General features: G+C 56.9%; 11 protein-coding genes. 9 read left to right on the top strand and 2 right to left on the bottom strand.

Going from position 1 to position 16,091, the window contains the following annotated elements; translation table 11 throughout:
• Positions 1-8: 8 nt before the first annotated feature.
• A complete protein-coding gene (ilvB, locus tag AC2A1E_RS06805) occupies positions 9-1,703 on the top strand; it encodes an acetolactate synthase large subunit (protein WP_484383119.1) in 1,695 nt (564 codons plus the stop codon).
• A gap of 3 nt (positions 1,704-1,706) precedes the next feature.
• Positions 1,707-2,000, top strand: coding sequence for an acetolactate synthase small subunit (ilvN, locus tag AC2A1E_RS06810; RefSeq protein WP_024527189.1), 294 nt, complete (start codon positions 1,707-1,709; stop codon positions 1,998-2,000).
• 36 nt (positions 2,001-2,036) lie between these two features.
• Here ilvN and AC2A1E_RS06815 read toward each other — a convergent pair whose 3' ends face one another.
• Positions 2,037-2,804 carry a DedA family protein gene (locus AC2A1E_RS06815; protein ID WP_484383120.1) on the bottom strand — a complete coding sequence of 256 codons (768 nt, stop codon included), beginning with the start codon at positions 2,802-2,804 and terminating at the stop codon, positions 2,037-2,039.
• A 551-nt stretch (positions 2,805-3,355) separates the two neighbouring features.
• Here AC2A1E_RS06815 and AC2A1E_RS06820 point away from each other — a divergent pair.
• Positions 3,356-5,722, top strand: coding sequence for a DNA polymerase II (locus AC2A1E_RS06820; RefSeq protein ID WP_484383121.1), 2,367 nt, complete (start codon positions 3,356-3,358; stop codon positions 5,720-5,722).
• A 451-nt stretch (positions 5,723-6,173) separates the two neighbouring features.
• Positions 6,174-9,080 carry an RNA polymerase-associated protein RapA gene (gene rapA, locus AC2A1E_RS06825; RefSeq protein ID WP_484383122.1) on the top strand — a complete coding sequence of 969 codons (2,907 nt, stop codon included), beginning with the start codon at positions 6,174-6,176 and terminating at the stop codon, positions 9,078-9,080.
• Between the two features lie 178 nt (positions 9,081-9,258).
• Here rapA and pcaF read toward each other — a convergent pair whose 3' ends face one another.
• Entirely contained in the window at positions 9,259-10,470 is a 1,212-nt protein-coding gene (pcaF, locus tag AC2A1E_RS06830; protein ID WP_484383123.1) for a 3-oxoadipyl-CoA thiolase, read from the bottom strand.
• Positions 10,471-10,846: 376 nt separating this feature from the next.
• Between pcaF and AC2A1E_RS06835 the strand changes: the two genes are divergently transcribed.
• The 5 genes from AC2A1E_RS06835 to AC2A1E_RS06855 are packed head-to-tail and all read left to right on the top strand — an operon-like array spanning position 10,847 to position 15,300.
• Positions 10,847-12,016, top strand: a complete 1,170-nt coding sequence (locus AC2A1E_RS06835) for an ABC transporter substrate-binding protein (RefSeq protein ID WP_473188609.1) — start codon at positions 10,847-10,849, stop codon at positions 12,014-12,016.
• 47 nt (positions 12,017-12,063) lie between these two features.
• On the top strand, positions 12,064-12,936 hold the full coding sequence (locus tag AC2A1E_RS06840; RefSeq protein ID WP_484383124.1) for a branched-chain amino acid ABC transporter permease: 873 nt from the start codon (positions 12,064-12,066) through the stop codon (positions 12,934-12,936).
• Positions 12,937-12,943: 7 nt separating this feature from the next.
• Complete coding sequence (locus AC2A1E_RS06845) at positions 12,944-13,903, top strand: branched-chain amino acid ABC transporter permease (RefSeq protein WP_484383125.1); 960 nt, start codon at positions 12,944-12,946, stop codon at positions 13,901-13,903.
• Complete coding sequence (locus AC2A1E_RS06850) at positions 13,890-14,606, top strand: ABC transporter ATP-binding protein (RefSeq protein ID WP_484383126.1); 717 nt, start codon at positions 13,890-13,892, stop codon at positions 14,604-14,606. The genes AC2A1E_RS06845 and AC2A1E_RS06850 overlap by 14 nt, the downstream gene beginning before the upstream one ends.
• Positions 14,599-15,300 carry an ABC transporter ATP-binding protein gene (locus AC2A1E_RS06855; RefSeq protein WP_473188613.1) on the top strand — a complete coding sequence of 234 codons (702 nt, stop codon included), beginning with the start codon at positions 14,599-14,601 and terminating at the stop codon, positions 15,298-15,300. The genes AC2A1E_RS06850 and AC2A1E_RS06855 overlap by 8 nt, the downstream gene beginning before the upstream one ends.
• Positions 15,301-16,091 lie beyond the last annotated feature (791 nt).

Consider the following 16,091-nt stretch of genomic DNA (forward strand, 5'->3'; position numbering starts at 1 on the left):
ATAGGAACATGGCAATTTCGGGTACGCCACACCAGAAACACCGCTTCACCGGCGCAGAGCTGATCGTACATCTGCTGGAGCGCCAGGGCATTACCACCATTGCAGGGATCCCCGGCGGCGCTGCGCTGCCGCTGTATGACGCACTGAGCCAAAGCACCGTGATCAAGCACGTATTGGCCCGTCATGAACAGGGTGCCGGTTTTATGGCCCAGGGCATGGCGCGCACTAACGGCAAAGCGGCGGTCTGCATCTCGTCCAGCGGCCCAGGGGCCACCAATCTGGTCACCGCCATCGCCGATGCCAAGCTCGATTCCATTCCGCTGGTGTGTATTACCGGCCAGGTGCCTTCCTCGATGATCGGCACCGACGCCTTTCAGGAAGTCGATACCTACGGTATTTCGATCCCAATTACCAAATACAACCACCTGGTGCGCGATATCCGCGATCTGCCGCAGGTGATCTGCGATGCCTTCCGCATTGCCGAATCTGGCCGCCCAGGCCCGGTATGGATCGACGTCCCGAAAGACGTGCAAACCGCAGTGATTGAGCTGGATGAGCTGCCGCCGATCGCCGTGCCGGATGCCGCACCTGCCTTTGATAGCGCACAAGTCACTCAGGCTGCCGCTATGATCAACCAGGCCAAGCGCCCGGTGCTGTATCTGGGTGGCGGCATTATCAGTGGCGAAGCGCATAAAGCCGCCTTGCAGATGGCCGAGCGCGCCAATCTGCCCACCACCATGACGCTGATGGCGCTGGGCGCGATGCCGGTAGAACATCCATTGTCGCTGGGGATGCTGGGCATGCATGCGGCGCGCAGCACCAACTTTATCTTGCAGGAAGCCGATCTGCTGATCGTGCTGGGTGCCCGTTTCGACGATCGCGCCATCGGCAAAACCGAGTTGTTCTGCCCGAACGCCGACATCATCCACGTGGATATCGATCGCGCCGAACTCGGCAAGGTTAAGCAGGCCAATATCGCGATTCATGGCGATGTCGGTCAGGTGCTGCAACAACTGCTGCCGCTGATCGAAGCGCAGCCACGCAGCGCATGGCTGAAAATCGTTAACGATCTGAAGGGTGAATTCCCGTTCAACATGCCGAATGTTGAGGATCCGCTGAGCCATTACGGGCTGGTGAAAGCCGCCGCGCGCTGCGTGGATGAAAACGCCATTATCACCACCGACGTTGGCCAGCATCAGATGTGGGTTGCGCAGGCGTATCCACTGAGCCGCGCGCGCCAATGGCAGACCTCCGGCGGTTTAGGCACTATGGGCTTTGGCCTACCAGCGGCGATCGGCGCTGCATTGGCCGAACCACAGCGCAAGGTGTTGTGTTTCTCCGGTGACGGCAGCCTGATGATGAACATTCAGGAAATGGCGACGGCGGTTGAACACGATCTGGACGTTAAAATTATCCTGATGAACAACCAGGCGCTGGGGCTGGTGCATCAGCAGCAAACCCTTTTTTATCAGCAACATATCTATGCCGCCACCTATCCGAAGCGTACCGACTTCCTGAAAATTGCCGCCGGTTTCGGCCTGGACACCTGCGATCTGAACGCAGAGGAAGATCCAGAAGCCGCGCTGATGGCCGCCATCCAGCGCCCTGGCCCATGCCTGATTCATGCGCTGATCGATATCAATGAAAAAGTTTACCCGATGGTGCCACCGGGTGCCGCCAACATCGAAATGATTGGAGAATAAGCCATGCAGTCACTACAAAAGAATCCGCAGGTGATCCTGGAGCTGGCCGTGCGTAACCATCCGGGTGTCATGACGCACGTTTGTGGCCTGTTTGCCCGTCGCGCGTTCAACGTGGAAGGGATCCTCTGTATGCCGCTGAAAGACGGCACGCAAAGCCGCATCTGGCTGCTGGTGGCCGACGATCAGCGCCTGGTGCAGATGATCAGCCAGGTAGAAAAGCTGGAAGATGTGTTGCAGGTGAAGCGCCACAGCGAAGATATGCGGGTGTTTGAACAATTGGAAGCGTTCTTCCAATAAGATTGACGGCACCCCGATTGCCCGTTGGCGGGTATCTCAACCCGCCAACACCTTCCACAGTAAGTGACGATAAACCGGCATCAACGGTTGTTGCAGCAAATAATAGAAACTGACCAGCGCAGCTACCCAGCTCACAACACAGACGACGCGCAGACGCAGCGGCGTAAGCCAGAGTGCCAACTTATCAGCCCCACGTTTACCTTCACGCCACCAGCGCCAGCTCAGCCAAGCTGCCAGACAAATCAGCAGCGCCACCTCAAGCAGTAACCCTTTGAATAAACCGCCGCCATCACTGTTAGGAATATCGATCGCCACACCGGCCAGAATGCCGGGGAAGAAATAGACCGGCGGCCAGGTCAGGCAGCCGATGATATTCGGTAGGGCGAATTTGTAGGGCGGCAGATCGAGCATACCGGCCACCATCGGCACCAACGGCCGCGTTGGGCCAATAAAGCGGCCAATCAACACGGTAACCATGCTGTGCTGATGCAGCGCATGCTCGGTTTTATCCAGCATCGCCCGATTTCTTTGCAGAAATGACCAGCGGTGCAGCGGCCCCTTAAAGGCACGGCCGATAAAATAGGAACTCCAGTCGCCCAGCAGGCAACCGACAATCCCGGCCCCCCAGGCCATGTAAAAATCCACCTTGCCGCTGCCAATCAGTGCGCCGATGCTGGCCATCATCACCGTGCCGGGCAGCAGCAGGCCGACCAGCGCCAGTGACTCCAGAAACGCCACTAACATCACCACCAGCAGGGTGAAAGCCAATGACTGAGTGATCAGATGCTGTAAATAGGCTTCCATTAGACCTCTGTTCGTTAGCAAGAGCGTGTGGGCGAAGGATTGTCCGGCTCACCTCACAGCGAGTCAACCAATGAATTATATGTGCTTTTGTTTAGATAAGACGATCATGAAAAAATACTGTATAAAAGACCATGCTAAAATTCATTTGATTTCGCAACAACGCTGCGGCTTGAAGAAGGGTATATACCCAATGGATTTCAAGTTGCAGCTAGGCGGCAAGGGCGAGCATCCCCAGGATGCTTACTCAAGTAAGTGACTGGGGTAAGCGCACGCAACCAACAATGCTGCGGCTTGAAGAAGGGTGTATACCCAATGGATTTCAAGTTGCAGCTAGGCGGCAAGGGCGAGCATCCCCAGGAGCTTACTCAAGTAAGTGACTGGGGTAAGCGCACGCAGCCAACAACGCTGCGGCTTGAAGAAGGGTATATACCCAATGGATTTCAAGTTGCAGCTAGGCGGCAAGGGCGAGCATCCCCAGGAGCTTACTCAAGTAAGTGACTGGGGTAAGCGCACGCAGCCAACAACGCTGCGGCTTGAAAGACGAAGGGTATATGAGATCTCTCCAACAAGGCTTCCTACTCACTCGCCACTGGCGCGACACTCCGGCCGGAACCGAAGTCGAATTCTGGTTGGCGACCGACAGCGGGCCACAACAGCTCAAACTGGCTCCTCAGCCTTCGGTGGCTTTTATCCCTGCCGAGCAGCAAGCGCGCGCCGAGTTACTGCTGCGTGAAGAACGCCATGTCGAACTCAAACCCTTGCCGCTGCTGGATTTCCATTCCCGCCCGGTGGTCGGCCTCTATTGCCGCCAACACCGCCAGTTGATCAAGCTGGAAAAAGTGCTGAGAGAAGGCGGCATTAACGTTTATGAGGCCGATATCCGCCCGCCCGAGCGCTATCTGATGGAGCGTTTTATCACCGCACCGGTGTGGTTCAGCGGCCAAGCCCATGGCAATGGCCCCTTACTCAACGGCCAGATGAAACCGGCACCGGACTATCGCCCGAACCTCAAACTGGTGTCGTTGGACATCGAAACCACCGCTCACGGCGAGCTCTACTCCATCGCGCTGGAAGGCTGCGGCCAGCGCCAGGTGTACATGCTCGGCCCGGCCAATGGCGGCAATGAAACGCTGGATTTCGATCTGGAATACTGCAACAGCCGCCCACAGCTGCTGGAGCGGTTAAATCAGTGGCTGGAGCAGCACGATCCCGATGCGATTATCGGTTGGAATCTGGTGCAGTTCGATCTGCGGGTGCTGCAAAAACACGCCGAACGCTACCAGATCCCGCTGCGCTTTGGCCGGGGCGGCAATCTGCTGGAGTGGCGCGAGCACGGTTTCAAGCAAAACCACTTTTTCGCCAGCGCCGCCGGGCGCTTGATTATCGACGGCATCGAGGCGCTGAAATCAGCGACCTGGAACTTCCCCTCTTTCAGCCTGGAATCGGTGTCGCAAACGCTGCTTGGAGAAGGCAAGTCGATCGACAATCCTTATCAGCGCATGGCGGAAATCGATCGGCGCTTTGCCGAAGACAAACCCGCGCTGGCGCGCTACAACCTGAAAGATTGCGAATTAGTAACGCGCATCTTTGCCAAAACCGAATTGCTGACCTTTCTGCTGGAGCGCGCCACCGTCACCGGGCTGGCGGCCGATCGCAGTGGCGGATCGGTGGCAGCGTTCAGCCACCTGTATATCCCGCGCATGCATCGGCAGGGCTATGTGGCCCCCAATCTGGGCGAACTGCCCGAAGAGCACAGCCCCGGCGGCTTTGTGATGGATTCACAGCCCGGCCTGTATGATTCGGTGCTGGTGCTGGACTACAAAAGCCTGTACCCATCGATCATCCGCACTTTTCTGATCGACCCGGTTGGGCTGGTGGAAGGTATGCAGCACCCTGACGATGCTGATTCCATCCCCGGTTTTCGTCAGGCCCGTTTCTCGCGCAGCAAGCACTGCCTGCCCGACATCGTCAGCCAGATCTGGCAAGGGCGCGAGGCGGCCAAACGCCAGCAGAACAAGCCGCTGTCGCAGGCGCTGAAGATCATTATGAATGCCTTTTACGGCGTGCTGGGCTCGAGCGGCTGCCGCTTCTTCGATCCTCGTCTGGCCTCGTCGATCACCCTGCGCGGTCATGAAATCATGCGCCAGACGCGGGAACTGATTGAGGCAGAAGGCTATCAGGTGATCTACGGCGATACCGACTCAACCTTTGTCTGGCTGAAGCAAGCGCACAGCGAGCAGCAGGCAACCGAGATCGGCCGCAGGCTGGTTGCACAGGTCAATCAGTGGTGGCAGCAGCATCTGCAACAGCAGTATGGGCTGGAAAACGCGCTGGAGCTGGAGTTTGAAACCCACTACTGCCGTTTTCTGATGCCCACCATTCGCGGTGCGGAACAGGGCAGCAAAAAGCGTTACGCCGGGCTGATAGCCAAACCAGACGGCAGCGAACAGATGGTGTATAAAGGCCTGGAAACGGTGCGCAGCGACTGGACCCCGCTGGCACAGCAGTTCCAACAGCAGCTTTACCGGCTGATTTTCAAGCAGTTGCCCTATCAGGATTTTGTCCGTGACTACGTGGCGAAAACGCTCAACGGCGAGTTTGACGATCAACTGGTGTACCGCAAGCGCCTGCGGCGCAAACTGAGCGACTATCAACGCAACGTGCCACCCCATGTGCGTGCGGCACGCCTCGCCGACGACTATAACCGCCAGCAGGGGCGGCCATTGCAGTATCAGAACGGCGGCTGGATTAGCTACGTGATGACCGTCTCCGGGCCAGAGCCGCTGGAAACCCAACATTCGGCGATCGATTACGATCATTACTTCGAACGTCAGCTACAACCGGTAGCAGACGCTATACTTCCATTTCTGCACGATGATTTCACCACCTTGGTGACCGGGCAGATGGGGCTATTCTGATATTATTCCTACAAGCTAAGCTGTAGGAACAGGTCAGAAAAATCATCGGGTTTTGCAGGTGACGAATGCGTCGCCTTCCATTACCATAGCGCCCTTCCCAAATTCTGAACCACTCACCGTGCCGTATTGATGACGTATTCATGGTGTGAATAACTATTGCCCGTCAAATGAAAACAAACCGGGAATAGCATAATGTCAGTCAGTTAAGCAGAAAGTGCATCACCATTCGGCACAATGCTGAAAATTGCGCCCCCTCTCCCTGTGGGAGAGGGCCGGGGTGAGGGGCTTTTAGTTCGATGATCTTCCCCTCACCCTAACCCTCTCCCCAAGGAGAGGGAATTGGTTAGTCTTAACTGACCAGCATTAGAGAATAAAAAGTATTTGAAACAGGTCGCCAGCCCTCACCTGCCTGGCGATAAGACTTACTTAATAAGAATCGAGCCGACAAACTATGCCTTTTACACTTGGTCAACGCTGGATCAGCGATACGGAAAGCGAACTGGGACTGGGAACCGTGGTAGCGCTGGACGTGCGTATGGTTACCTTGCTTTTCCCCGCCACCGGTGAAAACCGCCTCTATGCCAGAAACGACTCGCCGATCACCCGCGTGATGTTCAACCCGGGCGATACCATCAGCCACCACGAAGGCTGGCAGTTGCAGGTGGAGGAAGTCAAAGAGGAGAACGGTCTGCTGACCTATATCGGCCTGCGGCTGGATACCGAGGAAGCGGGCGTCGCCATGCGCGAAGTGCTGTTGGACAGCAAGCTGACCTTCAGTAAGCCACAGGACCGTCTGTTTGCCGGCCAGATTGACCGTATGGATCGCTTTGCGCTGCGTTTTCGCGCACGTAAATACCAGAGCGAGCAGTACCGCCTGCCGTTCGCTGGCCTGCGCGGCATGCGTGCCAGCCTGATCCCACACCAGTTGCATATCGCCTATGAAGTAGGCCAGCGCCATGCGCCGCGCGTGCTGCTGGCGGATGAAGTTGGCCTAGGCAAAACCATCGAAGCCGGGATGATCATTCACCAGCAACTGCTGGCAGGGCGTGCCGAACGCGTACTGATCGTGGTGCCAGAAACCTTGCAGCACCAGTGGCTGGTCGAGATGATGCGTCGCTTTAACCTCTATTTCTCACTGTTTGACGACAGCCGTTATTCCGAAGCGATGCTAGATAGCAGCAACCCGTTCGAAACCGAACAGTTGGTAATCTGCTCGCTGGATTTCGTGCGCCGCAACAAGCAGCGCCTGGAGCAGTTGGCCGATGCCCACTGGGATCTGCTGGTGGTGGACGAAGCCCACCATCTGGCGTGGAGCGAAGAGGCACCCAGCCGCGAATATCAGGTTATCGAGCAGTTGGCGGAACATACCCCCGGCGTGCTGCTGCTGACCGCAACCCCCGAGCAACTCGGCCAGCAAAGCCACTTTGCCCGCCTACGCCTGCTGGATCCAAGCCGTTTCCATGACTACGAAGAGTTTGTGAACGAACAGGAGAAATACCGCCCGATCGCCGATGCGGTCACGCTGCTGCTGAGCGGTGAACGGTTAGCCGATGACAAACTCAACCTGCTGGGCGAACTGATCGACGAGCAGGACATTGAGCCGTTGCTCAAAGCCGCCAACAGCGACAGCGATAACAGCGTGCAGGCGCGCCAGGAACTGGTCACCATGCTGATGGATCGCCACGGCACCAGCCGCGTGCTGTTCCGTAACACCCGCAACGGGGTGAAAGGCTTCCCGCACCGCCATCTGCATCAGATCAAGCTGCCGCTGCCAACCCAGTATCAAACGGCGATCAAAGTCTCCGGCATTATGGGCGCGAAGAAAACCGTCGAAGCCCGCGCCCGCGATATGCTGTATCCAGAGCAGATTTATCAGGAATTCGAAGGGGAAAATGCCACCTGGTGGAACTTCGACCCACGCGTGGAATGGCTGCTGGATTACCTGATCGCCAACCGCCACGAAAAAGTGCTGGTGATTTGCGCCAAGGCCGACACCGCGCTGCAACTGGAGCAGGTGCTGCGTGAGCGGGAAGCGATCCGCGCCGCCGTATTCCACGAAGGGCTGACGATTATCGAACGCGACCGCGCCGCCGCCTACTTCGCCTCACAAGAAGACGGCGCGCAGGTGCTGCTGTGTTCTGAAATCGGCTCCGAAGGGCGTAACTTCCAGTTCGCCAGCCAGATGGTGATGTTCGATCTGCCGTTCAACCCGGATCTGCTGGAACAGCGTATTGGCCGCCTGGATCGTATCGGCCAGATGCACGACATCCAGATCATGGTGCCTTATCTGGAAAACACCGCGCAGGCGATCTTGGGCCGTTGGTTCCATGAAGGGCTGGATGCCTTCGAACACACCTGCCCCACCGGCCGGCCGATTTATGACAGCAGCTACGAGCAGTTGATTGGCTACCTGGCCGCGCCGACCGAGCAGGAAGGGCTGGACGAGTTTATTCACGCCTGCCGTCAGCAGCATAATCAGCTCAAAGCCCAGTTGGAACAGGGCCGTGATCGCTTGCTGGAAATGCACTCCAACGGCGGCGAAAAAGCCCAGGCGCTGGCGGAAGCCATTGCCGCACAGGACAACGACGTCAATCTGGTGAGTTTCGCCCTCAACCTGTTCGATATTGTCGGTATCAATCAGGAAGACCGCAGCGATAACCTGATCGTGCTGACGCCGTCAGACCATATGCTGGTGCCGGATTTCCCAGGGTTGCCGCAGGATGGCTGTACCGTGACTTTCGATCGCGAACAGGCGCTGTCGCGTGAAGATGCCCAGTTCGTCAGTTGGGAACACCCTATTATCCGCAACGGCCTGGATCTGATCCTGTCCGGTGATACCGGTAGCTGCGCGGTTTCTCTGCTAAAGAACAAGTCACTGCCGGTGGGTACGCTGCTGGTGGAACTGGTGTATGTGGTCGAAGCACAGGCGCCGAAACACCTGCAACTGACCCGTTTCCTGCCGCCAACGCCAATCCGTATGCTGATGGATCGTAAAGGCACCAATCTGGCGGCGCAGGTGGAGTTCGAAAGCTTTAACCGCCAGTTGAACGCGGTGAATCGCCACACCTCCAGCAAGCTGGTCAATGCGGTGCAGCAGGATGTGCACGCAATGCTGCAACAGGCAGAAAGCCTGGTGGAAGCGCAGGCGCGCGAACTGATCGAGCTGGCCAAGCAGGAAGCCGATGACAAGCTGAGTACCGAGTTGGCACGCTTGGAAGCCCTGAAAGCGGTGAACCCGAACATTCGTGACGACGAAGTGGAAGCGTTGGAGTTCAACCGTAAACAGGTGCTGGTTAACCTGAACGAAGCGGGCTGGCGCTTGGATGCCATCCGTCTGGTGGTGGTCACTCACCAGTAATCTTAAGTGGGGGGTTAGGCTCCCCGCAGACTACTGACAAAGCCGGTTATTAGGGGGAGCGTGCCGAAGGGGTCGTAACGGCGTAAGCCGTCGGAGTGCCCCTCGGTGCGCTAGACCCGGGTATCTCGGGCTAAAAGACGACTTTGTCATCAACCTCAGGGGAGTGTCGGCTCCCCGCTCAATCCCCAACACGCTCCAGAATCATCGCAATCCCCTGCCCCACGCCAATGCACATGGTGCAAAGCGCATAACGCCCCTTGCGCCGCTCCAGTTCTAAGGTCGCTGCCAACGCCAACCGTGCGCCACTCATGCCTAAAGGATGCCCTAAGGCGATAGCACCACCATTCGGGTTCACCTGCTCGGCATCATCGGGCAGCCCCAACTGGCGCAATACCGCCAGAGCCTGTGCGGCAAAAGCTTCGTTGAGTTCGATCACGTCCATCTGCGCCAAACTTAGCCCGGTCATTGCCAGGACTTTCCGCGTAGCAGGTAACGGGCCGATGCCCATCAGGCTTGGTTCAACGCCGCAAACCGCCGTGGCGACAATCCGGGCGCGCGGCGTTAACCCCTGTTGCAGTGCCACGCTTTCTGAAGCCACAATCAAAGCCGCTGCGCCATCGTTGATGCCGGAGGCATTACCCGCCGTGACCGTGCCGGGGGTTCGAAAAGCGGCTTTCAAACGTTGCAGCTGTTCAAGCGTGGTGCTGGCCCGCGGATGTTCATCTTCGGCGATCTGCGTTTCCACGCCTTTATGATTGCGCACGGTGACCGGAGTGATTTCCTCTGCCAGCAAGCCCTGCTGTTGCGCACGGGCGGTACGCTGTTGGCTGCGTAACGCGAAGGCATCCTGCGCCTCGCGGCTGATATCGAACTTGCTGGCAACGTTCTCGGCGGTTTCCGGCATAGAGTCCGTACCATACTGTTGATGCATCAATGGGTTAACAAAACGCCAGCCCAGCGTGGTATCAAACATCTGTGCCTGACGGCTGAAGGGAGTCTCGGCTTTACCCATCACCCACGGCGCGCGCGTCATCGACTCTGCCCCTCCGGCCAGCAACAAACCCGCCTCACCCGATTTGATACTGCGCGCCGCGATGGCTAACGCATCCAGACCTGAACCACACAGGCGGTTAATGGTAGCCCCTGGGACATCAATCGGTAAGCCCGCCAATAAAGCGGCCATGCGTGCCAGATTACGGTTATCTTCCCCGGCCTGATTGGCACAACCGAGAATGACATCATCGACCCGTTGCCAATCCAGTGCCGGATAGCGCGCCAATAATGCCTGAAGAGGGATCGCGGCGAGATCATCGGCACGCAAGCTGGCAAGTTGACCAGCATAACGGCCTATGGGTGTCCGTACTCCGTCACAGATAAATGCGTACCGCATAGTATTTTCCTCAATAAAAACATCACATTAAATAATTTCATCACCGGTTGAACCTGCGCAATGAAGCGACTCTCCGTTACGTTTACTTGTAAATAAATACTCATTATTTGCAACATAACTCTAACTTTTGACTATTTTTGGTAACAATATTTTGTATAAATTATTCCATTATGTCTATATTAATTGAGAATGACATCGTTATTGACCTGCAATGCCCATAAGTAAACCCTGTCTTTAGCCAACACCAGAGAAACAGGAACGCTTCTGCGCCGTACCCATCGCTACGGCAAAAGAGTTATTCACATAAAAGTAATCCGGTCGTCGTTTTGCATCCCCACGCGGGGATGCAAAACGCACCGTTATCCTGGGAGGAACGATGAACTTAATAAAATGGCTAGTAATCGGCTTATCCTGTACCGCAGCACTCTCCCCACTCTCTGCCGTTAACGCGGCGGAATATCAGGTCGGTGAAGTGATCTCACTGACCGGGGTCAATGCCCGGGGCGGCACAGGCATGCACGAAGGTATCAAAGTCGCAGAATCGGTGTTTAACCAGCGGCCCGGCAGCGTGAAGATCAAGATCCAGACGATCGACGATGAGTCCTCACCGGCCAAGGCAGTCGCGGCGGTAGAAAGATTAGCCTCCAATAACGTGCTGGCGATTACCGGCGGAGCCACGTCAGATATCGTTGGGCCAGCCGCAACGGCGGCCGATAAACTGGGCCTGCCCTTTATGACCTCTGGGGGTACCAGCAGTGAGTTTCTGACCCAAGGTTTCCACTCTTTCTTTCGCATCAACAATACCACCGGGTATGTCAAAGCGATGGCTGGCCTGCTGGACACCATGCAGATCCAGAAGCTGGCTATCATCTATTCCACCAAAAAATCCACCAGCGAAATGGCGCGCATGATGCAGCAACAGATGGCCGAAAAAGGCGTCACGGTCACCATGCATCCTTTTGAAGCCACCACGGTGGATTTCAAGCCGATTATCAACAAGATCAAACTGCAAGATCGGCCCGATGCCATCAACATGATTGGCTACGAGAATGATTATGTTGGCATTTTGCGGGCCGCCAGAGTGCTCCGGCCGCCGGTGAAAGCCATGGTCGGTGCCTGGCAGATCGCCACCGCCAAGATGTATCAGGACTTCCCCGATTTAGTGGAAAAAACCTACGGAACGGAAATGCTGCCGGTGCCGGTCACCTTCAATCGGCCAGAAGGCCAGGCGTTTGAAGCCGCCTTCCGCAAACTCTACCCGCACGAGCCTGATTATCTTTCACAGTACGGTTTTGTGCAGGGGATGTTGCTGTTTGAAGCCATCGCCCGGGCAGAGGCCGCAGGCACACTGGATCAAGGCGGCATTGCCCAGGAACTGCGCTCCACGGCGGTGGACACCATCATTGGTCAGGTACGCTTTAACGCTCAGGGCGACAATGAGGAGTTCATGCAAAACATCGGGCAGCACCAAAAGGGGAAAATTGCCATTGTCTGGCCTGCCAGCGCAGCCACGGGAACGACGCAATTTCCTGGGACTCCCTGGTAACCCCTTAGGTTACCTGGATGTTCACCCCACCTGAATAAGAGGTGTGCATGACTGAATTACTCCTTCAATCGTTATATTCCGGCCTGCTGGCAGGCAGCGTCTATGCCTTGGTGGCTCTGGGGCTAGCGCTGGTGTTCGGCATTATGCGGCTGGTCAATCTGGCACATGGCGAGTTGGTGTTACTGGCGGGCTATATCGCCTATACCTTCGAGTCGTCGACCGGCTTCGGGCCACTCTGGTCGATACCTTTGGCCTTCGTCATCGTCTGTGCCGCTGCGCTCGGGATCTATGCGCTGCTTAGCCGCATCAAGATCGACCGTGAACTCAACTCGCTGCTTTTAACCTACGGCGTGGGCGTGATCCTCACCAATCTTATCCTGTTGATCTGGAATGCCAATATCCGCTCCAGCAGCTCCGTCTGGTTGCAGGAACCGATCGTGATCGGCGATCTGTATGCCATGCGGGGTGAACTGGTGGCCTTCGTGATGAGCCTGATCTTACTGGTTCTGCTGTGGAAGTGGCTGGCACGCAGCTGGTATGGCCGCGCCGTGCGGGCGGTTTCCAGCCACCGTGAAGCCGCCATGCTGATGGGGATCAACCCAAAGCAGACCGAAATGATCTCATTTCTGCTGGCGGGCATGATGGCCTCGGTGGCCGGGGTGGCGATCTTCTGCACCCGGGTACTGCAACCCTCGCTGGGCGAAGCGCTGACCATTAAGGCGTTTATTATCACGGTGTTGGCGGGGATCGGTTCCATTCCTGGCGTGTTGGTGGGGGCAGTGGTGATCGGCGTGGCTGAAGCCATGAGTGCCACACTGCTCAACCCGGCCTGGCAGGACTTGATCAGTATGGCGCTGTTCCTGCTGGTACTGTTCCTGCGTCCTAATGGTTTGTTCGGCGCAGTTCGGCGTCAGGGATAATGCGATCATGATGAAATCATTGATTCAACTAATGTGGTTCCCGTTACTGCTGGCAACCCTGGTGCCCGCCATCTGGTCTCAGCAGCCTTATGTCCTCAGCATGTTTACCGATGCCCTGACGATCGGCGCGCTGGCGCTGGCCTGGGCGATGCTGGGTAACCTGGGGGGCATGGTCAGTTTTGGGCATTCGGCCTTTTTCGGCACCGGTGCCTATATCTCTTCCATGCTGGCGATGAACAGCGGTATGCCGGTGTTGCTCTCGATGCTGTGCGGGGGGCTGGCCGCTGCGGTCACCACCTTGCTGATGTTGCCCACCCTGCGCCTGAAAGGCACCTATTTTGCCCTGGCCATCCTGGCCTATTCGCAGATCTTTCGGGTATTAGCCGTTCAGCTCGAAGGGATCACCGGCGGGTCGGCGGGATTATCCGGCATTCCCTCGCTACCGGTCATCATGGGCTTTGCCCTGAACAGCAAGCTCGGCGTTTATTACGTGATCCTGGCGCTGGTGACGCTGTTTTTACTGGTCTATGCCGCCTTGGCGCGCAGCGACTATGGCTTGGCGCTGAAAGCGATGCACGATTCAGAAGCCGCAACGCAGGTGGTTGGCGTTAACAGCCTGCTGCTGAAGGCAGGGGTCCTATTACTGTCTGCCTTTATGACCGGGTTGGTTGGGGCGTTCAACGCGCACCATATGAATTTCCTCGAGCCCGATTACGCGTTCAACGCCTCCTGGGTGATTGTGCCGATTATCGCGGCGATCTTCGGCGGTTTCCGTTCGCTGAATGGCCCGCTGATCGGGGCTTTGGCGGTCTATTTAACCGACCAACTCCTGTTCAAAGTCCTGTTCCCCACCGGACACCAGATGATCCTCGGTGGATTACTGGTGGTGATGATCCTGGTCAGCCCGCGTGGCCTGTTACCGCTGTTACGTTCAGCCCAGAGGAGGTTCTATCGTGCTAAAGCTTGATGGAGTCAGCGTGTCATTCGGCGCGGTTACCGCCGTCGATAATGTGTCTTTGACGGTGGGAAAAAACGAAATCGTCGGTTTAGTTGGCCCGAACGGCGCGGGTAAAACCACCCTGTTTAACGCCATTTCCGGCTTGGCCCAGCCGACTGCCGGAACGCTCAGTTTTCATGGCACCACCTTCGGCCAACGGGGCGGGATCCACCGCCGTGCCCGCCTGGGGATTGGCCGGACTTTCCAGGTGCCGCAACCGATGCATGAGTTGAGCGTGCTGGAAAATGTGCGGGTAGCACAGCGCTTTGCCACCGGTAAGGTCAATCTTGCCCGGCTGGGTGAGATCCTGGAACTGGTCGGCCTGCACGATAAGGCTGAACGCAATGCCGCCACCGAACTCTCGCTCAGTGAATTGAAAGCGTTGGAGGTGGCCAAAGCGCTCGCCACCGAACCAAAACTGCTGTTGCTTGATGAAGTGCTGGCCGGGCTGGAAACCAGCGGTAAAAAACGTTTTCAACAAATGCTCGGGCGGATTCATGCCGAATACGGTTTGAGCATTCTGCTGATTGAGCACGATCTGGAAACGGTCACGGCACTATGCCAACGTGTATGGATCCTCAACTTCGGCCGCCTGATCGCGGATGGCACGCCCACCGAGGTGTTCAACGATCCGGTGGTGATCCGCAGCTATACCGGAGAAGCCTATGCTTAATATTCAACAAGTGCGCGGTGGTTACGGTGCGATCAACATTCTGTGGGACATTTCACTGCATATTCAGCCGGGGACGGTCACCGCCATCGTCGGGCCAAACGGCGCAGGCAAAACCACCCTGCTGAAAACCATCGCCGGGCTGCTGCCGTTAAAACAGGGGCAGATTACTTATCAGGATATCGACGTCGGCGTGCTTTCGCCTTGGCATACCAAGCGCAGCGGCTTGGCGCTGATCCCGGAAGGACGCATGATTTTCCGTGATATGACGGTAGAAGATAATCTGATCATGGGTGCGTTTCAAAAAGCCAGCCGCCAGCATGTGAAACAACGGTTGGAAGAGGTCTATGCGATGTTTCCACGTTTGGCCGAGCGGCAGAAACAGCTGGCGGGCGTGCTTTCCGGCGGTGAAGCGCAAATGCTGGCGGTAGGCCGCTGTTTAATGTCCGACCCTTGCATGATCCTGATCGATGAACCTTCCCTAGGGTTGGCTCCGGTGGTGGTTAACGAGCTGTTTGCCTGCTTTGCCCGTCTGCGTGAGAGTGGCAAAACCCTGTTGCTGGTAGAGCAGAATACCCAGTTAGCGATCAAGCTGGCCGATCGGGTCTGTTTGATGCGCAGCGGCAAGATGGTATTTACCAAAGCGGCTAATGATATTGATATGGAAGAGTTGCATCGGGCTTACTTTGGGCATTGAGTGTTAGTAGGGCGCAGCGCAGTTCGGTTGATGCTAACCAGTTCCCTCTACATGGGCTGTCTCTTAAACACAACGCGTTCGTCTATGTAGGCTTGGTGTCATGGGAATTGCCGTAAACAGAGTGTAATTCTATGAAACAACAGTGAGCGGCAATTGCAGGGCCCAAGGCGGGGCCCTGCACCCGCGCCAACGCTTAACATGCCCTGCCCGCTACGCGGGTACCTTCGCTGCGCCCCCGTCGCCGGGCGGGTCGGCTACGACAGGCGTCCCTTCCTGTCTCGCCTCAGCCTGCCGTCCATGGCAGGCTGCCCCTGGCAACGGTGTCTTACTCAGCAGGCCATGATGCGCGCAACGTCAACACCCGAATCTTTGAGTACCGGACAACATCGACATAGATGTTGATAATAGAAATTAAAACAATGCAATAGGTTAGGTGAGCGCAGGTGTTGAAGCCATTGAAGGCGCCGAACGGAGACACTGCGCATAGGCGACCGCGCCATGGACGGCGCGGTCAGGCGAGACAGTCAGGGACGACTGTCGTAGCCGGCCGTCATGCGCTGTGGCGGAGTGAGGGTAACCGCATAGCGGTCGCCTGATATGGCGAAGGCGCGGATTGCCAAGGGCCCCGCCTTGGGCCCTTGGCTCGGTCGCGTTCGCCCCATTGCCGAATGAACACAGATCGTTTAGCGACCGAAATAAATACTCATCCGATATGTAAACAAGAGACAGCCCAAGGGGAGAGAACATCACCTCTAGCATCTACCCCATGATGATGGCTTAACTCAGCGACA

It is taken from the genome of Serratia sp. HNCC26DJ206 (genome assembly GCF_057180605.1).